Source organism: Paracoccus methylarcula (assembly GCF_003007735.2).
Lineage (GTDB): Bacteria > Pseudomonadota > Alphaproteobacteria > Rhodobacterales > Rhodobacteraceae > Paracoccus > Paracoccus methylarcula.
In genome coordinates this window covers 81,615-105,972 of sequence record NZ_PXNQ02000002.1, presented here as the reverse complement: position 1 = coordinate 105,972, position 24,358 = coordinate 81,615, and the positions used below count along the sequence as shown (strand labels likewise).

Genomic DNA, 24,358 nt, shown 5'->3' with positions numbered 1-24,358 from the left:
CATGAAGAAGAATCGGCATTTCCCGCAGCGCTTCAAGCCATTCCGGGGTGCGAAACCGATATCCGCCTTTGCCGGGAATGGGTTTATCCGCCGGATGTCCTCACTCTTCTGACGTCACGCTGCCATTGCCTTCGCCGCGCTTGACGGCCTCGGCTTCGGCCTTGGCCTGCTGCTTCGCCGCCTCCCGCGCCTCGTTCTCGCGGGCGATCTCTTCGGCAGCCTCGGGCGGCAGGAGCGAGACGATACGCACATCGGCGCGGTCCACCAGGTCATCGTCACTCCCGACGAACCATAGCTGCCGGTTCGAGACCACGGCCAGCGGAATCGCGGTTTCGCGGGCCCGCCGCCAATCATCGAGGCGATATTCATCGGTCAGGCGGGTGGTGCGGAAAATCCAGCCCTCGGCCAGCAATTCCAGGTATTCCGCCAATGTGCGATTGCCGTTGACCGCCTTCCCGCCAAGCTGGCTGGGCAGGGCATGGCGCGCGCGCTCTTCCTTGTGGCGGGCAAGCTGCCAGATCGACTCGCGCCCGAATTCCGGGCCCAGATCGGTGGCGACCAGCGTGTTGTAGGCGTCGTTGTCCGAGGCCGCGAGAATGCCGCCATAGGCAATGAACTCGACACTATGCTCGGCCGCCTCGCCCAGGATGTCGCCGTAGAAGACCGGCAGTCCGGCGCTGCGGGCGCTGCGCAGGTGATCGCGGTTCGGATCGGTGATCAGCACCTCGACCTCGGCCTTTTGCAGCGCCGTGGCCAGCCCGGTGGCGAATTGCGAGCCGCCGACGATCAGCAATCCCGGTTTCTCGCCCGAGGACAGGTCCAGCCGTCTCGCGAATGGCGCCAGCGTGAAGCCGTGCAGCACCACCGTGGTCAGGACCAGCACGAAGGCCAGCGGAGCGATCAACGCGCCGTCGACGACGCCCTCGGCCACCAGCCTCTCGGCGAAGACGCCCGAAACGGCGACCAGCACCACCCCGCGCGGCCGGTAAAGGCGATCAGCATCCGCTCCTTCATCGGCAGGTTGGTCCCGATCAGAGAGACCAGCACCGTCAGCGGGCGCGCCACCAGCACCACCAGTGCGACGAACAGCCCCGCCCGCCACCAGTTCAGTTGCGCCAGCGTCTCGAACTGGATCCCCGCCCCCATCAGGATGAACACGCCCGAAACCAGCAGGATCGTCGCATGTTCCTTGAAACGGTAAAGCTCGTGATAGCTGGGCAGATCGGCATTGGCGATCACCAGCCCCATCACCGTCACCGCCAGCAGGCCGCTTTCATGCAGCAGGCTGTCGGATGCCGCGAAGACCGCCAGCACCGCCACGAACAAAAGCGGCACCTTCATGTATTCCGGCACCCAGCCCCGGCGGAAAGCCTGCACGACCGCGTATCCGGCCAACCCGCCGATCAGCACCGCAAAGCCGATGCCGACGACAAGTTGCCCCAGGGCTGCACCCCATCCAAGGCCGGTATTGCGGATCAGCACGATCTCGAGCGCCAGCACCGCGACCAGCGCGCCGATGGGGTCGTTGACGATGCCTTCCCATTGCAGCACCTGCGCCGGGCGCGATGTCAGCTTGGCCTGCCGCAGCAGGGGGGCGATGACGGTCGGGCCGGTGACGATCATGATGCCGCCGAAGACGATGGCAGCCTCCCATCCCAGTCCCGCGCCAAAGACCAGCGCCAGCGACGAGGTGATCCAGCCAAGCGGCGCACCGATATAGACCAGCCGCCGTACGGCGGGGCGCGCATCGGCCAGCTTCTTGAAGCTGAGCGTCAGCCCGCCCTCGAACAGGATCACGGCCACGGCCAGCGCGATCATCGGCTGGATGATCGTGCCCAGGTCACGCACCGGAACGAAAATCCCCGTGACCGGGCCGAGCATCAGCCCCGCCGCCAGCATCAGCACGATGGCCGGAAGCCTGAAGCGCCATGCCAGCCATTGCGCGGCGACGCCTGCGACACCGACCATGGCGAAAGCCTGCACCGGGCTGATCCCGCCCGTCATCTCGGTTGCCATCCCTGTCCCCTTCCGGCTGCCCTCATGGTTGAACCTGCATTCCCGGGCGCAGTTCCGCAACCATGTCGGATGACAGGCGTTTTCCGCGTCAAAGATTGACGTTGCAGCCGGTTTGGTCTAGCGAGTGCCTGCCCGCATCCGGCGGGCCGACCGAAGGGGCGTGCGGATATGCGTCCCATGACAGCCGTCAAGCGCCATCCGGGTGCGCGGCATGGAACGCATCGCGCGGGTTTCGCGCGACATCTTGCAGAAAGTCCCTGATGACGAAATTCTCCGACCTGAAGCTGGACCCCAAGGTTCTGAAAGCGATTACCGAGGCGGGCTACGAGAACCCGACCCCGATCCAGCAGGGCGCGATCCCGCCAGCGCTGGAAGGACGCGACGTGCTGGGGATCGCCCAGACCGGCACCGGCAAGACCGCCAGCTTCACCCTGCCGATGATCACCCTGCTGGGTCGCGGGCGCGCGCGGGCGCGGATGCCGCGCAGCCTCGTGCTCTGCCCGACGCGGGAACTGGCGGCGCAGGTGGCCGAGAATTTCGACATCTACGCCAAGCACACAAGGCTGACCAAGGCGCTGCTGATCGGCGGCGTCTCGTTCGGGGAACAGGACAAGCTGATCGATCGCGGCGTTGATGTGCTGATCGCCACGCCCGGCCGCCTGCTGGACCATTTCGAGCGCGGCAAGCTGCTGCTCACCGGCGTGCAGATCATGGTCGTGGACGAGGCCGACCGGATGCTGGACATGGGCTTCATCCCCGATATCGAGCGGATCTTCCAGCTGACCCCCTTCACCCGCCAGACGCTGTTCTTCAGCGCCACCATGCGTCCGAGATCGAGCGGATCACCAATACCTTCCTGCACGCTCCCGAGCGGATCGAGGTCGCGCGGCAGGCCACCGCCAGCGAGACCATCACGCAGCGGCTGGTCGAGATCACCCCCGCCCGCCGCGACCAGGCCGTCAAGCAGAAGCGCGAATTGTTGCGCGCGCTGATCGACGCCGAGGGCGAGGCGCTGACCAATGCGATCATCTTCTGCAACCGCAAGACGGATGTGGATATCGTCGCCAAATCGCTGAAGAAATACGGCTATGACGCCTCACCGATCCATGGCGACCTGGATCAGAGCCACCGGACCCGGACGCTGGACGGTTTCAGGGACGGCAGCCTGAAGCTGTTGGTCGCCTCGGATGTCGCCGCTCGGGGGCTGGACATTCCCGCCGTCAGCCATGTCATCAATTTCGACCTGCCCAGCCATGCCGAGGATTACGTCCACCGTATCGGCCGCACCGGACGCGCGGGCCGCAAGGGCACCGCGATCAGCATCGGCACGCCAGCGGATGACAAGTATCTCTCGGCCATCGAGACCCTGCTGAAGCAGAGCCTGCCGCGCGCCCCGCTCCCCGAAGGATTCTCCCCTTCCGAAGAGTCGCGTTCCGCCCCCCGCGACGACCGCAAGGACAGCCGCGGCAGTTCGCGCCGCCGTGGCAGCCGCCGTGACGATGACCGTGTTTCGCATGACAAGGATCGTTCGCAGGAACGGGATCGCCAAAAGGACAAGCCGGATAGCCGCGTGTCAGGCGACCGCCGCGCTTCCGCCGAAGCCGAGGCGCCGAGACCGGAGCGCGGCAGCCAGCGGCGCGACGACCGCCGTCGCGGACGCGGAGAGGATCGTGGTCCGGCGGTGATTGGCATGGGGAACCATATCCCCGAGTTCATGCTGGTCAGCCTGCGCTTGGCCACCGACAGCGCAGCGTCCGATCGTGACGATGCGCCCGAAACGGTCGAACAGCAAGCTGCCGAAAAACCGGCGGAAGCGCCCGCGAAGCCGAAACGCACACGCCGCAAATCCTCGAAATCGGCCGATCAGGCGAAGACGGAACAGAAACCCGGGGAAATGCCGGTGCCACAGGAAACGGCAGCCACTGAAGCGGCAGGCGGGGAACCGGCCTCCAACGCGCCCTCGGCCGAGGATCAGGCGGCACAAGACGCCGTGGAATCCGCCCCCGCGAAACCCAAGCGCACACGCCGCAAGAAATCCGAGACGACGGAAACCGCCGACGCGCCCGCAGCTGCCGAGGCATCCGAAACTCCCGAGACATCCGAGGCTGCTCCCGCCGCCGAAGAACCCAAGCCGCGCAAGACCCGCTCGCGCAGCAGCAAGGCCAAGACCGAGGCGAAACCGGCCGAGACCGCCGAAGAGGCGCCGAAGCCCAAGCGCAGCACGCGTCGCAAGAAAACGGACGACGCCCCGGAAGCCGAGGCCGACAGCAAGGCAGAAGCCCCCGCGCCCAAGCCCAGGACGACTCGCAGCCGGCGCAAGAAGACCGACGAGCCCGCGGCTGACAGCGGCAGCGATCCGCAGCCGGTGCCGTCCGAAACCGCCGACAGTTCCGACTCGTGATCCGGCATGCCCGCGATCCGTCGCGCCCATAGGCTTGCGCAGGCAGAGGCGCGTCGCCGCCGCTCCCTGATCCATCTTCTGCCCGACCTGCTATTGGGGGCGGTGGCCGCGCTCGGCCTCGCCCCTTTCGGCATCTGGGGGGTGACGCTGGTGGCGCTCGCCCTGCTGATCTGGCGCATCTCGCGCGCGGGCACGGCAGGGGCCAGCTTCCGGCACGCGCTTGCGGGCGGGGTCGGCTGGTTCGCTCTCGCCCTTGTCTGGATCGTCGAGCCTTTCCTGGTCGAGCCCGAGATCTATGGCTGGATGGCACCATTCGCGCTGATCCTGATGGCCCTGGGCGGCGGGTTGTTCTGGGCGCTGCCGGTCTGGATCGCATCGCGGCTCTGTCCCGGCCCCCATGCGCGGGCGGCGGGAATCGTCGCGGCGCTGATCCTGTCGGACTGGCTGCGCGGCTGGATATTCACCGGCCTGCCATGGGCGCTGACCGGACATGTCTGGATCGACACGCCCATCGCCCAGACCGCAGCCTGGACCGGCGCCATCGGACTCAGCGCCCTGACCCTGACCGCCGCCGCCCTGCCTGCCCTGCTCTGGCGCGATACCGGCAACCGGATCACCAGCGCCCTGCCGGGGGTAGTGCTGTCGATCCTGCTTGTCGGGGCAAGCTGGGCCGCGGGCCTTTCGCGCCATGCCCAGCCCCTGCCCGCTGACACCGGGTTGCGCCTGCGCATCATTCAGCCCAATGCCGAGCAGCGCCTGAAATGGGATCCGGAATGGTCGGGCGTGTTCTTCCAGCGCCTTCTCGACCTGTCCGCCGAGCCCGGCCCCCGCGACCTTGTCATCTGGCCCGAAACGGCGGTGAATTTCCTTCTGAACGACGCGGGCGATATCCTGCCGGCCATGTCCCGGGCAGCCGGTGCGCCACTGGTCATGGGTATCCAGCGGCGCGAGGACAGCCGCTATTACAACAGTCTCGCCGCCATCGCCCCCGGCGGAGAGGTGAGCTCGATCTATGACAAGTTCCACCTCGTCCCCTTCGGGGAATATATCCCATGGGGGGACGAGTTGGCCCGCCTCGGCATCGGCGCCTTCGCGGCCCAGCAGGGCAATGGCTATTCTGCCGGTCCCGGCCCCGAACTTGTGGACATTCCCGGCCTGCCCGGTTTCCAGCCCCTGATCTGCTATGAGGCGATCTTCCCGCAGCATCTGCGCGGTCTCGACAGCCGCCCCGGATGGTTGTTGCAGATCACCAATGACGGCTGGTTCGGCAGGTTCTCCGGCCCTTATCAGCACCTGGCGCAAGCCGCCTGCGCGCCATCGAGACCGGCCTGCCGTTGATCCGCGCCGCCAATACCGGCGTCAGCGCGGTGATCGACGCGCATGGCGATATCCGCCAGAGCCTGCCCCTGGGCGAAGCGGGCAAGATCGACGCGGAACTGCCCGGCGCACTGCCTCCGACACCATGGCTGGGTTGGGGACCGGTGCCAGTGGTGCTGCTGGCGCTGGCGATCCTGTTTGCCGCTTCCATGTCGGGGCGGCTGCGTTCGGGCGGTATCGGCGGCAGGGGAAGGGAGACCGGCGAGACCCGATGATCGGGGCGGCATCCGCGGCGGTTTCACGGATATGGCCCGGGGCTGCGAAACCGGCCCGCCTCATGGCGATCAGCGCCGCTTGTCCTCCTTGCCCTGATCTTCATGAAAGCAAGGTCTTACCGTTCCCTCACAGATAACCTCGCCCTCCCTGCAATACACACCACCGCAGAATATGCGGCAATGGCCTGCCCGGTCCTTGCGTCCCGCGATGGCCGGGGGCCGCCTACCCCCGGCACCCCCGGGGATATTTTCATGAAGAAGAACCAGGGATTGTCCGGGCCATACCCGTCCGGCCAAGCGATCTAGTCGCGGAAATTGCGGCTGTCCTTGACTTGATCCCATGCCCAGACAACCTCGGCCAGACGGTCTTCGTCCGAGCGGTCTCCGCCATTCATGTCAGGATGCAGATCCTTTACCAACGATTTGTATTGCTTGCGGATTTCCGGCTTGGTCCAATTATCCTTAGCCTCCAGTATCTCCAGCGCCTTGCGTTCGGTAGGCGGCAGCTTTCGGCTGATCTTCGCCCGCGCCTCGGGCGAGGTGCCGTTCGCGCCCAGGATCTCGAGCGGATCGCTGACGCCGTGACGCGCCCAGGCCTGTTCCTGCGCGCGCCCGAAAGGCTTGGTGGGCCGTTCCCACACTGTCGCATTATCCAGGAATTGCTGGAACTCCTCTTCGCTCTGGCCCTGGAAATAGTTCCAGTTCTGGTTGTACTCGCGTACATGCTCCTTGCAGAACCAGAAATAGTCATCCAGGTTCCTCGGGTTTTTCGGCGCGCGATACTGTCCCGGCTCATTGCATCCCTGCTTTTCGCAGATGCGGGTCGAAGTCTCGAACGCGCCGGACATGCCACGCCGGCCCTTGGCCCGGCGCTTCTTGTCCTTGGCGGCGGAAATGTCGAAACCGAACGGGTCGTTACTGCTCATGGTCTGGGACACCTTTGCGACTCGGAGGCAGCAGTTTAGGCTATTTCACGAGACATGGAAGATCTTGACGGAGAATATGCGGATGATTGCGGATGAAATGCGCGAGAGGCTGGCGGTGCTGAACCCGTCGCGGCTGGAGATAATAGACGAAAGCGAAAGCCATCGCGGCCATGCCGGGTTTCGCGAGGGCGGGCAGAGCCATTTCCGCATCCGCATCACCAGCGCCTCTTTCGGCGGGTTGAGCAGGCTTCAGCGGCATCGCCTCGTGCACGAGACCCTGGGCGATATCGTGCCGCGCATCCACGCCCTTGCGCTGGAACTCGCGGAAAGCTGAGGCCGTTAGCGCCGTCAGGCTTGCCCCGGTCACGGGCGCCGCGTAGAAGCCGGGCGAACCGATGTAACGAGGTGCGGACCATGAGCATGCGCAAGGATTTCAACGACAGGCTGTTGTCACTGGGGCTAGCGCGCGTCAGCGAGGCGGCGGCTCATGCCTCGGCCCGGCTGATCGGGCGCGGGGACGAGAAAGCCGCCGACCAGGCCGCCGTGAACGCCATGCGCGACCAGTTGAACATGCTGGATATCAAGGGCGTCGTCGTCATCGGCGAGGGCGAGCGCGACGAGGCGCCGATGCTGTTCATCGGCGAAGAGGTCGGCACCGGGAACGGTCCCGAGGTGGATATCGCGCTGGACCCGCTGGAAGGCACGACGCTGACTGCCAAGGACATGCCGAACGCATTGACGGTGATCGCCATGGCACCGCGCGGCACGCTGCTGCATGCGCCGGATGTCTATATGGACAAGCTGGCCATCGGGCCGGGCTATCCGGTGGACGTGGTGAGCCTCGACATGAGCCCGGCCGAGCGGGTGCGCGCGCTTGCAAAGGCGCGTGGCTGCCAGGACAGCGACATCACCGTCTGCATCCTGGAGCGTCCCCGGCACGAAGACATGATCGCCGCGGTCCGCGAGACCGGCGCCGCGATCCGGCTGATCACCGATGGCGACGTGGCCGGGGTGATCCACACCGCCGAGGCCGAGATGACCGGGATCGACATGTATATGGGCAGTGGCGGCGCGCCCGAGGGCGTGCTGGCGGCATCGGCGCTGAAATGCATGGGCGGCCAGATGTGGGGCCGGTTGCTGTTCCGCAATGATGACGAGAGAGGCCGCGCCGCCAAGGCCGGGATCACCGATCTGAACCGGATCTATTCGCGCGACGAACTGGTGACCGATGACGTCATCTTTGCCGCGACCGGCGTGACCAACGGCTCGATCGTGGCAGGCGTCAAGCGCGAGCCGCATTACCTGCAGACCGAAACCATCCTGATGCGGTCCAAGACCGGCTCGGTCCGGCGGATGATCTATCGCAACCCGATCCGGTGACGCGCTGAAGGGGGGCGCCGCCCCCCGTCCCTTCGGGACTCCCCCGTAGGTATTTTGACAAAGAAGAAGGGGCGATGTGGCGTTTCTGGGGATAGAGCAGTCACTGGCCGGGCGGCGTTGGATCGGCCCGGAGGCTGCGCTTGAGCGGCTGGCCGAAGGGCTGGCGCAGCAATGTTCCCTGCCCTTGCCGGTCGCACGTGTGCTGGCCGAGCGGGGGGTGGAGGCCGATGCGGCAGAGCCCTTCCTGACGCCGCGCCTGCGTGACTTGCTGCCCGATCCGCTGGTGCTGCGGGACATGGAACCCGCCGCCGGGCGATTGGTTACCGCAGCGCTCGCGGGAGAGCGCATCGCCATCTTTGCCGATTACGATGTTGACGGGGGGACTTCGGCGGCCCTGCTGCTGGACTGGCTGCGCCAGCAGGGCCGCGATGCGACCTTGTATATCCCGGATCGGATCGACGAAGGCTACGGGCCGAATGCCCCGGCCATGGCGGAACTGGCGGGGGCGCATGACCTGATCATCTGCGTCGATTGCGGCACCCTGAGTCATGATGCCCTGGCGGCGGCGGATGGCTGCGATGTCATCGTTCTCGATCACCATCTGGGGGGCGAGACGCTTCCCCCCGCGCTGGCCGTGGTCAATCCCAACCGCGCCGACGAGGATGGCGCCCTGGGGCATCTTTGCGCGGCCGGAGTGGTGTTCCTGACGCTGGTGCAGGCCGGGAGGGTGCTGCGCGCACAAGGCCGGACCGAGCCGGACCTGATGGCGATGCTGGACCTTGTCGGGCTGGCCACGGTCGCGGATGTCGCTCCGCTGGTCGGGGTGAACCGCGCCTTCGTGCGGCAAGGACTGGCCGTCATGGCGCGCAGGCAGCGGCCGGGGCTGGTGGCGCTTGCGGATGTGGCGCGGCTGGACGGGCCGCCCAACGCGTTTCACCTGGGCTTCTTGCTAGGACCGCGCATCAATGCCGGAGGCCGGGTCGGGCGCGCCGATCTGGGGGCTTTGTGCCTGTCATCGCGAGATCCGGCAGAGGCGGCCCGTCTCGCGGCGGAACTGGACGCGCTGAACCGTGACCGCCGCGCCATCGAAGCCGCCGTGCGCGACGAGGCACTGGCGCAGGTCGAGGCGCGTGGCGAGACCGCCCTGTCCTGGGCGGCAGGCCAGGGCTGGCATCCCGGCGTCGTCGGCATCGTCGCCGCCCGGATCAAGGAGGCGACCGACCTGCCCTCGGTGGTGATCGGTATCGAAGGCGGGATCGGCAAGGGCTCGGCCCGCTCCGTTCCCGGCGTTGACCTGGGCCGGGCGGTCCAGCGGCTCGCGCAGGAGGGGCTGCTGCTCAAGGGCGGCGGACACGAGATGGCGGCGGGGCTGACCGTCGCCGAGGATCGTATCGCCCCGGCCATGGCGCGGCTGGCCGAACTGATCGCCCGTGACCTGGCCGCCCGCAGCGGCAGCCGCGATCTGCGCATCTCGGGCCTGCTGGAAACCGCCGGGGCCACGCCGCAACTGTTCCGCCAGCTAGAGGATGCGGGGCCTTTCGGGCAGGCCTCTCCCGCGCCGCGTTTCGCCTTTGCCAACCAGTTGATCGACAGCGCTTCGACCATGGGCGACAGCCACCTGCGGCTGCGCTTTCGCAGCCCCGGCGGCCCGGCGTTGGAGGCCGTGGCATGGGGCGCGATGAACGGCCCGCTCGGCCCCGCATTGATTGGCGCCAAGGGCCGGTGCTTTCACCTTGCCGGCAAGCTGGATCTCTCCACTTGGGGCGGGCGCGAGCGCGTGCGGCTGCGACTCGATGATGCCGCACCAGCGTGAATCTGCGGCTGGCCAGCGCCAGGCCGTCCCGCTAACCTGCAGGCAATATCCAGAAGGAGGCAGCAATGAAATTGACCTGGCTTGGGCATTCCGGCTTTCGTCTTGAGATCGAGAAGGCAGTCATCCTGATCGACCCATGGCTGACCGGCAATCCGCTCTTCCCCGAGGACAGGCGGCAAGAGGCCATCTCGGGCGCGACCCATATCCTGCTGACCCATGGCCATGGCGATCATTCGGGCGATACGCTGTCGATCGCCAAGGAGCTGAATATTCCGGTCGCGGGCATCTATGACCTGATCAATAGCTGGAACAATCACCAGGGAATCGACGGCATCGGCTTTAACAAGGGCGGCACGATCGATCTGGACGGCGCCAGGGTGACCATGGTCAATGCCAGCCATTCCAGTTCGCTGGATGGGGCCGACGGGCCGATCTATGCGGGACATGAATCAGGCTACATGATCGCCGGTGAGGGTCACGTGATCTATGTCAGCGGCGACACCGATATCATGGCCGACATGGAATGGATGGGTGAGTTGCATCAGCCAGATATCGGCATCCTCTGCGCGGGCGGGCATTTCACCATGGACATGAAACGCGCCGCTTTTGCCGCGAAGAAATATTTCGACTTCAAGACCGTCATTCCCTGCCATTACAAGACCTTCCCCTTGCTCGAGCAATCCGCCGAGGCACTGAAGGAGGGTCTTCCCGGCGTCGAGGTGATCGAGCCCGAGATCCTGAAGGCGATCGAATTGTGAGCGGGTTCCAGAGTTTCGACGATCCGGCGGGTGGCGGTGATCATCCCGCCCGCCTCTCCGCCTTGCGTGTGCGGATGGCGGCGGACGGGCTTGACGCCTTTATCGTACCCCGCGCAGATGCCCATCAGGGCGAATATGTCGCCGAGGCCGATGCAAGGCTGGCCTGGTTGACCGGTTTCACCGGCAGCGCGGGTTTTGCCATCGTCACTGCCGACCAGGCAGGGGTGTTCATCGACGGGCGCTATCGCGTGCAGGTGAAATCGCAGATCGATCTTTCGCATTTCACCCCGGTGCCCTGGCCAGAGACGAAACCCTCGGACTGGCTGCGCGACGCCCTGCCCTCGGGCGGCAAGGCGGGTTTCGATCCCTGGCTGCACACCCGCAAGGAAATCGAGGCGATGGGAAAGGGTCTTGCCGATAGCGGGATCGAGTTGATCGCCCTTGATGCGAACCCGGTCGATGCGATCTGGCCAGATCGCCCCGCTCCGCCGGTCGGCCGCGCGCGGGTACATGACGACGCATTGGCGGGTGAGAGTTCGGAACGGAAACGCCAGCGCTTGGCCGGGGAACTGCGTGAGAACGGCCAGACCGCTGCCTTCCTGTCCCTGCCTGATTCCATATCATGGCTGCTGAATATCCGCGGCACGGATGTGCCGAAAAACCCGATCGTCCAGGGATTCGCGATCCTGTCCGATGATGGCCATGTCACGCTTTTCTCGGATCCGGGGAAGTTCGATGACGGGCTCCGGGCGCAACTTGGAAACGAGGTCACGATCCTCCATCCCCGTGAGCTTGCCGATGCCCTGCAAAGCCTGAGCGGAACGGTCCGCATCGACCCGGCCACGGCTCCCGAGGCTGCCTTTCGACTGCTGGAAAAGGCAGGCACCCGGACCATCCCTGCCCCGGACCCTGCCATCCTGCCCAAGGCGCGGAAGAACCCGGCCGAATTGAAGGGCATGCGCGCGGCCCATCTGCGTGACGGGGTGGCAATGACCCGGCTGCTCGCATGGCTGGACGGACAGGATCCGGCCAGCCTGACCGAGATCGACGTGGTCAGGAAGCTGGAGGCTCTGCGGCGCGAGGAAGGCATCATCGATATCAGCTTCGACACCATTTCCGGCGCCGGGCCGAATGGTGCCATCGTGCATTACCGCGTGACCGAATCCACCAATCGCCGTCTCGCCGCCGGTGAGTTGCTGTTGATCGATTCGGGTGGCCAATATGAGGACGGCACGACCGACATCACCCGGACCATCCCGCTCGGGGAGCCTCCGCAGGAGGCAATCGCCCCCTATACTGCGGTGCTGCGCGGCATGATCGCCATCAGCCGGACGCGTTTCCCCAGTGGCGTCGCGGGCGCGCATATCGATGCGCTGGCGCGGCAATTCCTCTGGGCGGAGGGGCTCGATTACGATCATGGCACCGGCCATGGCGTCGGCGCCGCGCTTTGCGTGCATGAGGGACCCGTGCGGATCAGCCGCGTTAGCGACCTGCCGCTCGAATCCGGCATGATCCTGTCCAACGAGCCCGGCTATTACCGCGAAGGCGCCTTCGGCATCCGCATCGAGAACCTGGTTGCCGTGACCGAAACCGAGGCCGAGCCGGGCCGCGAGATGCTGGGTTTCGAGACCCTGACCCTCTGCCCCATAGATACAAGGCCCATCGACCGTGCCGCCCTGTCACGCGACGAGACGGATTGGCTCGATCGGTATCACGCACGGGTCCGCCGCGAGCTTTCACCGCTTCTGGACAAGGACACCCGCGACTGGCTTCATCGAGTCACCGTTCCGATTTCGTAACGGGCTCATTTCTTCTTCATGCAAATATCCCCGGGGGGTGTCGGGGGGCAGGCAGCCCCCCGGCCATCGCGGGACGCAATAACACCGATCTCTACAATTCTGCCAGAATCCGCTCCGCCTCGGATGTGCAGGTGGCCAGCGCCGCGCGATCCTCGCCGGGGAAGAATCGCGCCCGGACAGCGGTCGGCATGGGCGCGGGCCGGGCGATCACCACGCGGGGGCCGGTCTTCACCGTTTCCGCCTGCCAGCTTCTTGCCAATGCGATCTGCGCCGCCTTGCTGGCGCCATAAGCGCCAAAGAATTTCTCGCCCGCCTTGGGATCGTCGAAGAACATCGCCGTGCCGCCCTTCGCGCGAAGCAGCGGCTCCAGGAGCACGATCAGGCCACGCATGACCTCGACATTGACCAGCAGCGATTTCGACCAGTCCTTGCCGTCGATATGCGGCGCGGGTGACAGGGGGGCGGCATGCACAGCGCAATGCGCCCACAGGTCGAGACCGCCCCACCGCCCCGAGATCGCCTCTGCCAGTTGCTGCATTGCCGGAGCCTCGGCGACATCCATCGGAGCCAAAGTGGCAGAGCCGCCCGCCGCGCGGATACGGTCATCCAGTTCTTCCAGCCCGCCCACGGTGCGGGCCACCGCCAGGACGTGATAACCGCGCGCCGCCAGCCCTTCGGCCAAAGCCGCGCCAAGCCCGCGCGACGCCCCCGTGACCAGCGCCAGCCTGGTCCTGCCTGATTGTTCCTGATCGCTCATGGATGCCCCATTGCCACCCTCCCCGCCCCTGCGCAAGACCAACATGAAAAAGGGGCCCCCGAAGAGGCCCCGAATGCATGTCGTTCAAGTTCAGCGCTTCGTCAGATCCACGTAATCGCGCTTGTCGCTGCCGACATAAAGCTGGCGCGGACGGCCGATCTTGTTCTGCGGATCGCTGATCATCTCTTTCCACTGGGCGATCCAGCCCACCGTGCGCGACAGCGCGAAGATCGGCGTGAACATCGAGGTCGGGAAACCCATCGCTTCCAGGATGATGCCGGAATAGAAATCGACATTCGGATAGAGCTTCTTCGAGACGAAATACTCGTCCTCCAGCGCGATCTTCTCCAGTTCCTTGGCAACCTGAAGCGTCGGGTTGTTGTGGATACCCAGAAGGTCCAGCACCTCATCGGCGGATTCCTTCATGACCTTGGCGCGCGGGTCGAAATTCTTGTAGACCCGGTGGCCGAAGCCCATAAGGCGGAACGGATCGTCCTTGTCCTTCGCCCGTTCGATGAATTCCGGAATACGCTCCACGCTGCCGATCTCGCGCAGCATTTCCAGGCAGGCCTGGTTCGCGCCGCCATGGGCCGGCCCCCACAGGCAGGCGATGCCCGCCGCGATGCAGGCGAAGGGGTTGGCGCCCGAGGACCCGGCCAGACGCACCGTCGAGGTCGAGGCGTTCTGTTCGTGATCGGCATGCAGGGTGAAGATGCGGTCCATCGCCTTCGACAGCGCCGGGTCGATCTGGTATTTCTCGGCCGGAACCGAGAAGCACATGTTCAGGAAATTCGAGGCGTAATCCAGCTCGTTATCGGGATATACGAAGGGCTGGCCGATCGAGTATTTATAGGCCATCGCCGCAATGGTCGGCAGCTTGGCGATCAGCCGGATCGCCGCCACTTCGCGCTGCCATTCATCGCCGATATCCGTCGAATCGTGATAGAAGGCCGACATCGCGCCAACCACGCCCACCATCGTCGCCATCGGGTGGCTGTCGCGGCGGAAGCCACGGAAGAAATTATGCATCTGCTCATGCACCATGGTGTGGCGCGTGACGCGATTCTCGAAATCACTCATTTGCTCGGCGGTCGGCAATTCACCGTAAAGCAGCAGGTAGCAGACCTCGAGATAGTTCGATTTCTCGGCCAGTTGCTCGATCGGATAGCCGCGATACCACAATTCACCCTTGTCGCCGTCGATATAGGTGATGGTGGAATCGCAGCTTGCGGTCGATGTGAAGCCCGGATCATAGGTGAACACATCCGCCTGCCCGTATAGCTTGCGGATATCCAGCACGTTCGGACCCTGTGTCGGGTTGAGTACCGGCAATTCATATTCGGCGTCATTAAGTCGCAGTGTGGCAGTCTTTGAATCGGCCATCAAAACGTCCTTTCCGGCTAAGCCGGGCCGGGCGCGAAAATGCGCGACAGGCCCCGGCAAGTGAGGGCAGGCAATCAGCCTGCCAATTCCGTCTGGTCATGCAACCGGGCCAGCGATTCTTCGCGGCCTAGCGCCGTCATCATGTCGAACACGCTTGGGGTGGCGGTTCGTCCGGCCAGAGCGGCCCGCAAGGGCCCTGCGAGCTTGCCCAATCCGACGCCGTATTCCTCGGCGACGGCCTTGGCGGCCTGCTCCAGCGCGTCTCGCGTCCAGCTAGCATGCTGCACCGCGGCAGTCAATGATTTCAGCATACCACGGGATACCGGATCCAACGCCTTTGCCGCCTTTTCATCGATGTCAACGGGCCTTTCGATTAACGCGAACCTAGCCTGGTCAAGCAGTTGGGGCAATGTACGGGCCTTTTGTTTCAGAACGGTTAAGGCCGGACACAGCCGCTCCTTCTGACGCGGCGTCAACGGCTCGCCCCCGGTCTCGGCCAGGAAATCCTCAAGCGCAGAGAGCAGCGAGGTGTCTTCCATTGCGCCGATATGATGGCCGCTGACATGTTCGAGCTTCTTGAAATCCAGCCGGGCCGGCGCGCGGCCGATTCCCGACAGATCGAACCATTCACGGGCCTGTCCGTCGTCGAACAGCTCGTCATCGCCATGGCTCCAGCCAAGCCGCGCCAGGTAGTTCCGCATCGCGCCGGCAGGATAGCCCAGGGCCGCGAATTCATGCAGTCCCACAGCACCGTGGCGCTTGGACAGCTTCTTGCCATCCTCGCCATGGATCAGCGGAATATGGGCGAAAACCGGACGCGGCCAGCCCATCGCGTCGTAGATCTGGATCTGGCGGGCGGTGTTGGTCAGGTGATCGTCGCCCCGGATCACATGGGTCACGCCCATGTCGTGATCGTCCACCACGACGGCCAGCATATAGGTCGGCGTACCGTCGCTGCGCAGCAGCACCATGTCGTCCAACTGGTCATTCGCGACCCGCACCTCGCCCTGCACCGAGTCGGCGATGACCGTCTCTCCGGTCCGGGGCGCCTTCAAGCGGATCGCATAGGGCGCATCCGGCAGATCGGTGGCGTCCCGCCAGGGGCTTTGAAAGGGTTGGCGGGGATTCGCTTCACGCCATGCGGCGATTTCCTCGGTCGTGGAGAAACACTTGTACGCCCTGCCCTTTTCCAGCATTTCGCGGGCCACCTCGGCATGGCGGTCCTTGCGGGCGAACTGGCTGATGGGCTCATCGTCCCAGTCCAGCCCCAGCCATTCCAGCCCCTTCAGAATCGCCGCGGTCGCTTCGGGTGTCGAGCGGGCGCGGTCGGTATCCTCGATGCGCAGCAGGAATTTCCCGCCCCGGCCACGGGCGTAAAGCCAGTTGAACAGGGCCGTTCGCGCCCCGCCGATATGCAGATAGCCGGTCGGGGACGGGGCAAATCGGGTAACGATCTGGGCGGTGTCGGACATCGGGAGTTCCTGGTGATGAATTTTCGGGACCGGCAGGGCCGCGTTAAGGATTTGGTAATCCGGCCATGCCACATTTGGATGCAGAGATAGAGAACCGCCCCGGAAAGGACAAGAATGACTGCCCCTGCCGGTATCAGGCCGGTTCCCTCGGCGCCAGCCGCGCCGGTTCCGCCTCCGGGTTTTGCTCCTTCCCGGACAAGGATGATCCGGCATCCGGCTGCGCGTCAATCCCGCCCGGCAGCAGCGAGCCGGGCGGGATTATCTCCCTGGGTGCCGGTGTGCCTCGCACTGGGGATCTCGGCGTGGTTTGCCCTGCCCGAGCCGCCGAACTGGTGGCTATGGCTGATACTGATGACAACAGGGTCCGTGGCGGCCGTGACATCCTGCATCGCCGCCCCCCTCGCCGAGTGCGGCAGGATCGGCTGGCGCCTCGCGGATGCGCTGCATCTCGGTGGATTGGCTCTCGCCTGATGGTGGCAGGAAGTTGCCTGATGGGGCTGCGCTCGGCCCATGTCGCCGCCCCGATCCTGAAATGGCGCTATTACGGCCCGGTCGAGGGGCAATTGGTGCAAATCGACCGCTCCGCCCGCGACCGGATTCGGCTGACGCTGGATCGGGTCGTGCTGCAGGACATTTCCGCTGACCGCATCCCTCGCCGGGTGCGCATCTCGCTGATGGAGGAAGCAGCAGGGAGCCTGCCCGAACTTGGCCAGCGGATCATGTTGACCGGCCATCTGGGCCCGCCGCCCGGTCCCGCCTCCCCCGGCAGTTTCGATTTCCGCTGGCATGCGTGGTTTTCCGGGATCGGCGCCGTCGGCTATTCGCGCCTGCCGGCCACCAGCCTTGCCCCGCCCGAGGCGGCAGTTGGAAGATGCATCGCGCCCGCATGGCCATCAGCGAACAGATCCGGCAGCGGATCGGCGGGCAGGAAGGCGCGGTCGCGGCGGCGCTGATGACCGGCGACCGATCGGGCATCTTCGAGGCCACCAACAAGATCATGCGGGCGTCGAACCTTTACCACATCATCTCGATCTCGGGTCTGCATATGGGGATGCTGGCCGGTTTCGTCTATGCCGCCATGCGCTACGTGGTGATCGGAGTGCAGGCAACGGGGCATGGCCTGGGCCTGCCCGCCCACAAGATCGCCGCCCTTCTCGCCATGCTGGCGGCGGCGATCTATCTGTGGCTGTCGGGCGGAGGGGTGGCGACCGAGCGCGCTTTCGTCATGGTCGCGGTCATGCTGGGCGCGATTCTGGCGGATCGCCGGGCGATCTCGCTGCGCACTGTCGCATTGGCCGCGACGATCATCCTGGTCTACAGCCCCGAGGCGCTGACCTCTCCCGGTTTCCAGATGAGCTTTGCCGCGACCATCGCGCTGATCCTCGTACACAACCCATGGTCGCGCGTCTCGCCGCGCCTGCCCATCTGGCTGCGCCCGGCCGTGATGCTGCTGACGACATCGCTGGTCGCGGGGCTGGCGACATCGCCGATCGCGGCGGCGCATTTCAACCAGATGGCCCATTACGGGCTGCTCGCCAATCTGCTGGTGGTGCCGGTGATGGGCATGCTGGTCATGCCCGCCGGAGTCACCGCCGCGCTGCTGGCCCCCTTCGGGCTTGCCGGACCGGCATTATGGGTGATGGGACAGGGTACGGCATGGATGCTGCATGTGGCTGGGTTCATCGCGGGATTGGGCGGGGCGGTGACCCCGATCATCCTGCCGCCCGGGCCGGTGGTGCCGCTGATGGGCTTCGGCGCCGTGCTGGCGGTGCTGTGCTGGCGCCCCGGGGGTGGCCTGCGCCGCTCACCCTTGTTGCTGGCGGGTTTCTCCGCTGGTGCGGCGATGCTGGCCATCGCGGCCACGCTCTGGCTGAATACCGGGCGGCCCCTGCTGCTGATCGCACCGCAAGGCGAGGCGGCGGGGCTGATGACCCCGCAGGGCCGGGCCATGTCGAAACCCGCAGGCGGCAGCTTTACTGTCCGGACATGGCTCAGGGAGGATGGCGATCCCGCCACGCAGCAGCTATCCGCCGAACGGCCCGGCTGGTCGGGAGATAAAGGGCAACGTCACGCCGATTTGCCCGGCGGTTGGCAGGTCTGGCATTTCACCGGCAAGGGCGCGGGGGCGAAAGCCGCCATGGCCTGCCAACCGGGACGCATCGTCATCGCGACCGAGCGGACCGGCCTGACAAAAAGCGCGCAGAACTGCCTGTTATTCGACCTTTACACGCTGCGCTACAGCGGCGCCGTCGCCATCGATTTCGACGAAAGCGGCCCCCGAATCCGGACCGTGGCAGAGGCGCACCGTTCCCCGGGCTGACCGCTCAGTCCTGCCGCAGGACCAGCCATGTCCAGCTTATCCCGGCATCCCGATTATGCTTCTGGATCGATTCGGCCTTGCGGGACGCCAGCACGGACAGCCCGGCCCGTTCCGCCGCCGCAATCGTCCCATCGGGATCGGCATCGAAAAGGCCGAGCGCGGGATCGATCCGCCCATGCCGCAGATTCATGATGATTCGGCCAGCGGGCAGCAGGCAGGCGGCCATCGACGCCATGGCGAGATCACGGGCGTCGGGATGCACATGGTGCCAGACGCCGGACAAAAGCAGCAGGTCGCAGGCGGGCTCCGCCTTGAGTGCCTGCAAATCCGGCAGGCTGTCATCAAGCCATGTCACCCTTGGATGGGTCGCCCCGGCCATGTCGCGGAACTCCCGCACCGGCTCGACGGCGACGACATCATGCCCCTGCTCCGCCAGCCAGACCGCGACGCGTCCCGGCCCCGCGCCGATATCCGCCATCCGGCAAGGTTCGGCCGGAAACAGGTCGCGACCGGTGCGAAAACCTCCGAGACCGGATAGCTTGCCCACCGCGCCGCCAGCATCGCCGCGTTCTCGGCATAAAGGCGCAATGCGGGACCCATCACGCAACCTCGGCAAAGACCTTGGTCAGCGCCCGTTCAAGCTTGTCGAACATCTCGTCCATCTGCTCCTCGGTCAGGATGAATGGCGGGCAAAGCACGATGGATTGCCCCAGGGGACGACAGATCAGCCCCAGATCGGTGCAGCTATTGGCAATGCGTTCGCTGACTGACAGGCTGGCGTCGAACGGGGTCTTGGTCGGTTTGCCCTTCACCGCCTCCAGCGCCCACATGAAGCCGATACCGCGCAGCTCGCCGATATGGCCGCTGCGTTCCATGATACCTCGCAAGCCGGCCTCCATCCGCGGGGCAAGGCGGCGGACATTCTCGGCCAGCCCCTCGTTCATCACCACATCGATGGCCTTGAGCGCGATGGCGCATCCGACCGGATGGCCCGAAGCGGTGAATCCATGCGGGAATTCCTCGATTTTCTCGACCGCCGCCTGCACGCGGTCGGCCAGCTCGGGGCCAAGGATCACCGCGCCCATCGGGAACAGCCCGGCGGTCAGGTTCTTGGAGCTGATGATCGCGTCGGGGATGAAACCATATGTCTCGCAGCCCCAGGTGTTGCCGGTGCGCCCGAAACCGCAGATCACCTCGTCCGAGATCAGCGGGATGTCGTATTTCTTCAGGACCTCCTGCACCGCCTGGAAATATCCCTTCGATGGCGGGATCACCCCGCCCGCCCCCATCACCGGCTCGGCAAAGAAACCGGCGATGGTATCGGCCCCCTCGCGCTGGATCGTTTCCTCCAACTCGCGGGCGAGGCGCTGCGTGAACTGTTCCTCGCTCTCGCCCTCTTCGCCGAATCGCCAGTAATGCGGGCAGGTCAGGTGGATGAAGCCGTCCATGGGCAGGCCGAAAACCTCGTTATAGGGCTTGCCGGTCATGCTGGCCGAAACCGCCGTCACCCCGTGATAGGCATTGAACCGCGTCAGGATCTTGCGGCGTTTCGGGTTGCCCTCGCTGCCATGCAGGAACCACAGCATCTTGACCATGGTATCATTCGCCTCGGAACCCGAATTGGTGTAGAACACCTTGCCGCGCGGGAAAGGCGAAACCTCGACCAGCTTTTCCGACAGCATCACCGTCTGGTCCGACATCCGCCCGAAAAAGGCGTGATAGCCGGGAAAGCGGTCATATTGCGCCTTGGCGGCCTCGGCCAATCCCTTGTGATCGAAGCCCGCGATCATGTTCCAGAGCCCGGAATTGGCATCGAGATAACGCTTGCCGTTCACATCATGGACATAGGGGCCCTCGCCATGGGTGACGATGACCGCGCCGCGTTCATGCACGCTCGGCAGGTCGGTGAAACCATAAAGCGAAAATTCGTCGGCGCGGGCTTCCCAGCTTTGCGGCTTGTTCATGATGATGCCTTCCGTGGACAGATTTGCCGTCAGGCTATCCGGGCGGTGAGGCGCGTTCAATGGTCACGAGAGCGCGCAGATAGAATACCGGCCCCCCGCACCCGATCCGGTTTGCAGCGGCGGCAATGCAAGACGAATCGCCGATTGCGGGAACTTCCGCGCCGCGCCTAACCTGTGTCAGGAGGACAGATGATGCGCCTGACCATATTCGCCGTTCTGGCCCTGATATTGCCCATGGCTGCCACTGCAGACGGGGTGGCCATATTCCCGGTCAAACTGCTCGACACTTCCAAGGAAGCGCGCGACCAGACAGCCGAACATGAACGCCGCTTGGGCATTCTTTCCGAAGTTCTGCAAGCGGAACTGGACGGGGCGGTGACAATCACCGGGGAAACGCTCTCGGACTGCGAACCGGAAACGACCGACTGCCTGCTGGAACTGGCCCGGGATACGGGATCGGAGCGGGCGGTTTTCGTGGTGGTGCAGAAAACCAGCACGCTGATCCTGCAAGTCTTCGCCAACCTGGTGAATGTGGAAACGGGCGAGCTGATCGCCAGCCGCGATCTGAATTTCCGTGGCGACAATGACGAGGCATGGCGCCGCGCGGGCCGGTTCCTGGCCAAGCAATTGCGCGGCGCCGCCGATTAGGCTGCGGCGGCAGCCTCCAGCGCGGCGAGATCGATCTTGCGCATCTCCATCAGCGCCGGAAAGACCTTTGCGGCATCCGGGCCACCCAGAAGCTGCGTCGCCCGGCGCGGAACGATCTGCCATGACAGGCCGAAGCGATCCTTCAGCCAGCCGCATTGCGACTCCGCCCCGCCGTCTTTTGTCAGGGCTTCCCAAAGCCGGTCGGTTTCCTCCTGATCCTCGGTCAGCACCGAGATCGAGGCCGCCTCGGACAGCGTGAAATGCGGGCCGCCATTCAGCGCCTGGTAGGGCGTCCCCGACAGCGTGAACTCGACCACCAGCACCTTGCCGTCAGGCCCGTGCACCACGTTGTCGATCCGGCTGCCGGGCAGCAGCGAGACATAGAATTCTGCCGCCTGTTGCGCCTTGTCGTCATACCAGAAACAGGTCGCGACCTTTTGCCTAGCCATCGCCCTGCCCTTTCGATCCGGTGAAGCTCAGCATCCACGGGGTTCCGAAACGGTCGCGGAACATGGTGAAACGCTCGGCCCAGAAGGTTTCCGAGGGCTCCATGGTCACGGCCTCGGCCCCCTTCGACATTGCGGTGAAAGCGCGCTCGAACTCTGCCATCGACGGCGTTTCGATATGGATATAGAAACCCTGCGGACGGTCATACATCTGGTCCGGGCTGTCCGAGGCCATGACCATGGATGAACCCAGCTTCATCGCCATGTTCATCACCATGTCATCGCCGCCCGGCATGCGCTGGTCGGGCTCGGCATCGCCATTACGGAAAACGCCGGTGATCTCGCCGCCGAGGATTTCCGCGTAATGGCTCATCGCCTCAAGGCAGTTTCCCTTGAAAAACAGATAAATAGTCGGTTGCATCTTATCCTCCCTCAAAGTGTTTTCGCCAGGGCTTCCAACTGGTCGGCGGCCTTGCCCCAACCTTCGTGGAACCCCATTTGCTCATGTTCCTTGCGGGCCTCCTCGCTCCAATGCATGGCGCGGGCGACGTAATGGGTGCGGCCCTCGCCCGCATCCTCCAAGGTCACTTCCGAGGCCATGAAGGGCCGGCCCTGCGGACGCCAGCCGGGTGCGAAGGCATCCGTCGTGACCAGCTTGCGCCGATCGACGATTTCGAGGAACACGCCCAGATTGGGGAATTTCTCACCTTCCGGGCCGTTCATCACGCAAGAGAACTCGCCCCCAGGCCGCAAGTCGAGAACCGGATCGGTAATGTACCACGGCTTGGGGCAGAACCACTCCTCCAATAGCTTCGGCTCGGTCCAGCAGCGCCACAAGGCGGCGCGCGGAGCCTCCATCATGCGATCGAGAACCAGGTCATTGGTCGTATCGGTCATGTCGTCCTCCCTTTGGACGGTGTTTGAAACAAGAGTGTCAGGTAGCGTTTCAGATGATCTACGCTATCGATGGCAACGGCCGGACCGCCCGCCGCCTTGGCCAGGATGAATGCCCCCTGCAGCACCACCTGCATATGGGCGGCAAGGCTGGCAGCGGTCCAATCACCCGCGATACCGCGCGCTTTCATCGCCGCGGCGATATCGGGTTCCAACGTGGCGGCATGGTCGAAGATGCTCGCCGCGCAGGCTTCGCGGATCGCGGGATGCGAGGCATAGGCCTCCTGCGTCATCGTGCCGACGAGGCAGGTGAATTCCTCGATTCCCCCGGCGATGATCTCGCGGCGGAAATCGACATAGCCCAGCACGCGGTCCAGCGGATCCGCATGATCGTGATAGGGCGCGGCGGCAAACAGCGCCCCGGTGGTTTCCGCCCAGTATTCCGCGGCGGCCACCCCCAACGCCTCCTTGCTGGCGAAATGGTGGAAGAAGGCGCCCTTGGTCACCCCTGCCGCACGGCAGAGCTGATCGACGCTGGTCGCGGCGAAACCCTGTGCACGGACGATATCACGCGCCGCCTCCAGCAGCCTTGTGCGCGCATCGCCACGTTCGGGATCATGTTTGGTCGGTCTTGGCATGCCCTATAAGTACCAACCAGTCGGTATTTATGTCAACAGGAATCTGCCCACCCGCTCGGGCGCCGTCCCTTCGGGCCGATTCAACCCCTAAACGGCATTCCAGAGTTCCGGGGCACATGCTCCATCAGCCGCCACGTTTCCTGCTGAACGTCCAGGCGGCCGCTACGGGCAACGGTATCGAACAGGGAGGACCCCTTGAGATGCTCGGGCAGGTTTCGCTCAAGGTAATCGTCGCCCCTTGGCAGGACCCACAACGACCGCCCCCGTTCAATCTGCAACCGGCTGAAACGGAAATCGACGAATCCCTCGCTGCCGGTCAAATCGGCGATTGTCGGCATGTGCCGCCCGATCATGCAGGCCGTCCCGGTGCCAAGATTGGTCACCCCGATGATTTCGGGACAGGGTTTGAAGAACAGAAAATTGCGCCAGCCATATGCGCTCAGCCGTTTCTTGTAGACCCAAGCATTGCCCTGATAGCCGACGACATTGCCGGTCAAGCCCACCCGTTCCGCCAGAGCCAGGGTGTTCGCGACATAATCGGACGGATAGAGGATATCGTCATCGACCGTGAAGACGATATCGTCCGGCCCGGCCTCGAAGGCGAATTTACCCAGATCCTTCAGATCACGGTCCGGGATCATCGCCTCGACATTGCCGAATTGGCCAAGTTCTGCCGGAATCTCGTCATATTCATTCAGGCAGATGAACATCCTATCGACCTGCGGCGCGATACGCTCGACCACAGCCATCATGATCTCCCGCCTCACGGGGAAGGTCGCCATATGCGCCCGGATCATGATTTTTTCCGCGATGTCGAAGAATTACCCAGACCGATCCGGTCCAGCTCCGCCTCGATCCCCGATAGCGGAACCCCCCTGACCTCGGCCACAAGCGCATCAAAGCGCGCGCGCAGATCGCCCTTTTCCGCCCCCTTGCAATCGTTCCAGGAGCGGCCTTGCAGACCCATATGCAGCACGTAGTAACCGATGAAATGCGGTCTCTCGCCCGCCATCAGCAGACGGCGATAGGCCTCATGCGCACCGATCCCGCGCAGCGCCGCCGAATCGGGGATTCCCGCCGCGATCAGCGCCCGCGCCGTCGCCGGTCCGATATTGGGTATCTCCGTCAGGTCACTCATCACTCATACCTTT

At 64.9% G+C, this 24,358-nt stretch carries 25 protein-coding genes and 1 pseudogene; 11 read left to right on the top strand and 15 right to left on the bottom strand.

Going from position 1 to position 24,358, the window contains the following annotated elements; translation table 11 throughout:
- Positions 1–100 precede the first annotated feature (100 nt).
- Positions 101–970 (bottom strand): NAD-binding protein, encoded by an 870-nt coding sequence (locus A7A09_RS21980; RefSeq protein ID WP_366465382.1) that lies wholly within the window; start codon positions 968–970, stop codon positions 101–103.
- The gene (locus tag A7A09_RS21975; RefSeq protein WP_366465380.1) at positions 901–2,016 is read right to left on the bottom strand and encodes a cation:proton antiporter; all 1,116 of its coding nucleotides are present in this window, start codon (positions 2,014–2,016) and stop codon (positions 901–903) included. Before A7A09_RS21975 ends, A7A09_RS21980 begins: the two co-directional genes overlap by 70 nt.
- A gap of 260 nt (positions 2,017–2,276) precedes the next feature.
- Between A7A09_RS21975 and A7A09_RS03665 the strand changes: the two are divergent.
- From A7A09_RS03665 to A7A09_RS21280, 3 genes and pseudogenes are all read left to right on the top strand, one after another.
- Positions 2,277–3,814 (top strand): annotated as a pseudogene (locus tag A7A09_RS03665) (DEAD/DEAH box helicase); the annotation flags it as partial.
- A 609-nt stretch (positions 3,815–4,423) separates the two neighbouring features.
- Entirely contained in the window at positions 4,424–5,755 is a 1,332-nt protein-coding gene (gene lnt / locus A7A09_RS03660; RefSeq protein WP_245999120.1) for an apolipoprotein N-acyltransferase, read from the top strand.
- Positions 5,752–6,009, top strand: coding sequence for a hypothetical protein (locus A7A09_RS21280; RefSeq protein ID WP_245999119.1), 258 nt, complete (start codon positions 5,752–5,754; stop codon positions 6,007–6,009). Before lnt ends, A7A09_RS21280 begins: the two co-directional genes overlap by 4 nt.
- Positions 6,010–6,311: 302 nt before the next feature.
- Here the strand turns inward: A7A09_RS21280 and A7A09_RS03655 are convergent, their stop codons facing one another.
- On the bottom strand, positions 6,312–6,935 hold the full coding sequence (locus tag A7A09_RS03655) for a J domain-containing protein (RefSeq protein WP_106690137.1): 624 nt from the start codon (positions 6,933–6,935) through the stop codon (positions 6,312–6,314).
- Between the two features lie 82 nt (positions 6,936–7,017).
- Between A7A09_RS03655 and A7A09_RS03650 the strand changes: the two genes are divergently transcribed.
- From A7A09_RS03650 to A7A09_RS03630, 5 genes are all read left to right on the top strand, one after another.
- The gene (locus A7A09_RS03650) at positions 7,018–7,269 is read left to right on the top strand and encodes a BolA family protein (RefSeq protein WP_106690428.1); all 252 of its coding nucleotides are present in this window, start codon (positions 7,018–7,020) and stop codon (positions 7,267–7,269) included.
- Positions 7,270–7,349: 80 nt separating this feature from the next.
- Positions 7,350–8,315 carry a class II fructose-bisphosphatase gene (glpX, locus tag A7A09_RS03645; protein WP_106690136.1) on the top strand — a complete coding sequence of 322 codons (966 nt, stop codon included), beginning with the start codon at positions 7,350–7,352 and terminating at the stop codon, positions 8,313–8,315.
- 76 nt (positions 8,316–8,391) lie between these two features.
- The gene (gene recJ / locus A7A09_RS03640; RefSeq protein ID WP_106690135.1) at positions 8,392–10,128 is read left to right on the top strand and encodes a single-stranded-DNA-specific exonuclease RecJ; all 1,737 of its coding nucleotides are present in this window, start codon (positions 8,392–8,394) and stop codon (positions 10,126–10,128) included.
- 65 nt (positions 10,129–10,193) lie between these two features.
- On the top strand, positions 10,194–10,886 hold the full coding sequence (locus A7A09_RS03635) for a metal-dependent hydrolase (RefSeq protein ID WP_106690134.1): 693 nt from the start codon (positions 10,194–10,196) through the stop codon (positions 10,884–10,886).
- Positions 10,883–12,685 carry an aminopeptidase P family protein gene (locus tag A7A09_RS03630; RefSeq protein ID WP_281277367.1) on the top strand — a complete coding sequence of 601 codons (1,803 nt, stop codon included), beginning with the start codon at positions 10,883–10,885 and terminating at the stop codon, positions 12,683–12,685. The genes A7A09_RS03635 and A7A09_RS03630 overlap by 4 nt, the downstream gene beginning before the upstream one ends.
- A gap of 91 nt (positions 12,686–12,776) precedes the next feature.
- Here A7A09_RS03630 and A7A09_RS03625 read toward each other — a convergent pair whose 3' ends face one another.
- The 4 genes from A7A09_RS03625 to A7A09_RS20985 form a co-directional block, all read right to left on the bottom strand.
- Positions 12,777–13,442, bottom strand: a complete 666-nt coding sequence (locus A7A09_RS03625) for an SDR family NAD(P)-dependent oxidoreductase (RefSeq protein WP_106690426.1) — start codon at positions 13,440–13,442, stop codon at positions 12,777–12,779.
- A 90-nt stretch (positions 13,443–13,532) separates the two neighbouring features.
- Positions 13,533–14,825, bottom strand: a complete 1,293-nt coding sequence (locus A7A09_RS03620) for a citrate synthase (RefSeq protein WP_106690133.1) — start codon at positions 14,823–14,825, stop codon at positions 13,533–13,535.
- A 74-nt stretch (positions 14,826–14,899) separates the two neighbouring features.
- Positions 14,900–16,297 carry a glutamate--tRNA ligase gene (gene gltX, locus A7A09_RS03615; RefSeq protein WP_106690132.1) on the bottom strand — a complete coding sequence of 466 codons (1,398 nt, stop codon included), beginning with the start codon at positions 16,295–16,297 and terminating at the stop codon, positions 14,900–14,902.
- Between the two features lie 224 nt (positions 16,298–16,521).
- Positions 16,522–16,686, bottom strand: coding sequence for a hypothetical protein (locus A7A09_RS20985; protein ID WP_211341031.1), 165 nt, complete (start codon positions 16,684–16,686; stop codon positions 16,522–16,524).
- 102 nt (positions 16,687–16,788) lie between these two features.
- Here A7A09_RS20985 and A7A09_RS20730 point away from each other — a divergent pair, with 102 nt between their 5' ends.
- Both A7A09_RS20730 and A7A09_RS03605 read left to right on the top strand, forming a co-directional pair.
- Entirely contained in the window at positions 16,789–17,250 is a 462-nt protein-coding gene (locus A7A09_RS20730) for a DUF4131 domain-containing protein (protein ID WP_170167007.1), read from the top strand.
- Complete coding sequence (locus tag A7A09_RS03605) at positions 17,184–18,617, top strand: ComEC/Rec2 family competence protein (RefSeq protein WP_211341030.1); 1,434 nt, start codon at positions 17,184–17,186, stop codon at positions 18,615–18,617. The genes A7A09_RS20730 and A7A09_RS03605 overlap by 67 nt, the downstream gene beginning before the upstream one ends.
- A gap of 4 nt (positions 18,618–18,621) precedes the next feature.
- Here the strand turns inward: A7A09_RS03605 and A7A09_RS03600 are convergent, their stop codons facing one another.
- On the bottom strand, positions 18,622–19,164 hold the full coding sequence (locus A7A09_RS03600) for a class I SAM-dependent methyltransferase (RefSeq protein WP_148043606.1): 543 nt from the start codon (positions 19,162–19,164) through the stop codon (positions 18,622–18,624).
- 52 nt (positions 19,165–19,216) lie between these two features.
- On the bottom strand, positions 19,217–20,581 hold the full coding sequence (locus A7A09_RS03595) for an aminotransferase (RefSeq protein ID WP_106690425.1): 1,365 nt from the start codon (positions 20,579–20,581) through the stop codon (positions 19,217–19,219).
- Positions 20,582–20,770: 189 nt separating this feature from the next.
- On the opposite strand from A7A09_RS03595, the gene A7A09_RS03590 reads away from it, so the two are divergent.
- A complete protein-coding gene (locus tag A7A09_RS03590; protein ID WP_211341029.1) occupies positions 20,771–21,229 on the top strand; it encodes a DUF2380 domain-containing protein in 459 nt (152 codons plus the stop codon).
- Here the strand turns inward: A7A09_RS03590 and A7A09_RS03585 are convergent.
- From A7A09_RS03585 to A7A09_RS03560, 6 genes are all read right to left on the bottom strand, one after another.
- Complete coding sequence (locus tag A7A09_RS03585; protein WP_106690128.1) at positions 21,226–21,678, bottom strand: VOC family protein; 453 nt, start codon at positions 21,676–21,678, stop codon at positions 21,226–21,228. The two genes, A7A09_RS03590 and A7A09_RS03585, sit on opposite strands and share 4 nt — an antisense overlap.
- Entirely contained in the window at positions 21,671–22,096 is a 426-nt protein-coding gene (locus A7A09_RS03580) for a VOC family protein (protein ID WP_106690127.1), read from the bottom strand. Before A7A09_RS03580 ends, A7A09_RS03585 begins: the two co-directional genes overlap by 8 nt.
- An 11-nt stretch (positions 22,097–22,107) precedes the next feature.
- Positions 22,108–22,572, bottom strand: coding sequence for an SRPBCC family protein (locus A7A09_RS03575; RefSeq protein WP_106690126.1), 465 nt, complete (start codon positions 22,570–22,572; stop codon positions 22,108–22,110).
- Entirely contained in the window at positions 22,569–23,207 is a 639-nt protein-coding gene (locus A7A09_RS03570; protein ID WP_106690125.1) for a TetR/AcrR family transcriptional regulator, read from the bottom strand. The genes A7A09_RS03575 and A7A09_RS03570 overlap by 4 nt, the downstream gene beginning before the upstream one ends.
- An 80-nt stretch (positions 23,208–23,287) precedes the next feature.
- Positions 23,288–24,004 (bottom strand): hypothetical protein, encoded by a 717-nt coding sequence (locus A7A09_RS03565; protein WP_106690124.1) that lies wholly within the window; start codon positions 24,002–24,004, stop codon positions 23,288–23,290.
- The gene (locus tag A7A09_RS03560; protein ID WP_106690123.1) at positions 24,001–24,345 is read right to left on the bottom strand and encodes a TfoX/Sxy family protein; all 345 of its coding nucleotides are present in this window, start codon (positions 24,343–24,345) and stop codon (positions 24,001–24,003) included. The genes A7A09_RS03565 and A7A09_RS03560 overlap by 4 nt, the downstream gene beginning before the upstream one ends.
- Between the last annotated feature and the right edge of the window lie 13 nt (positions 24,346–24,358).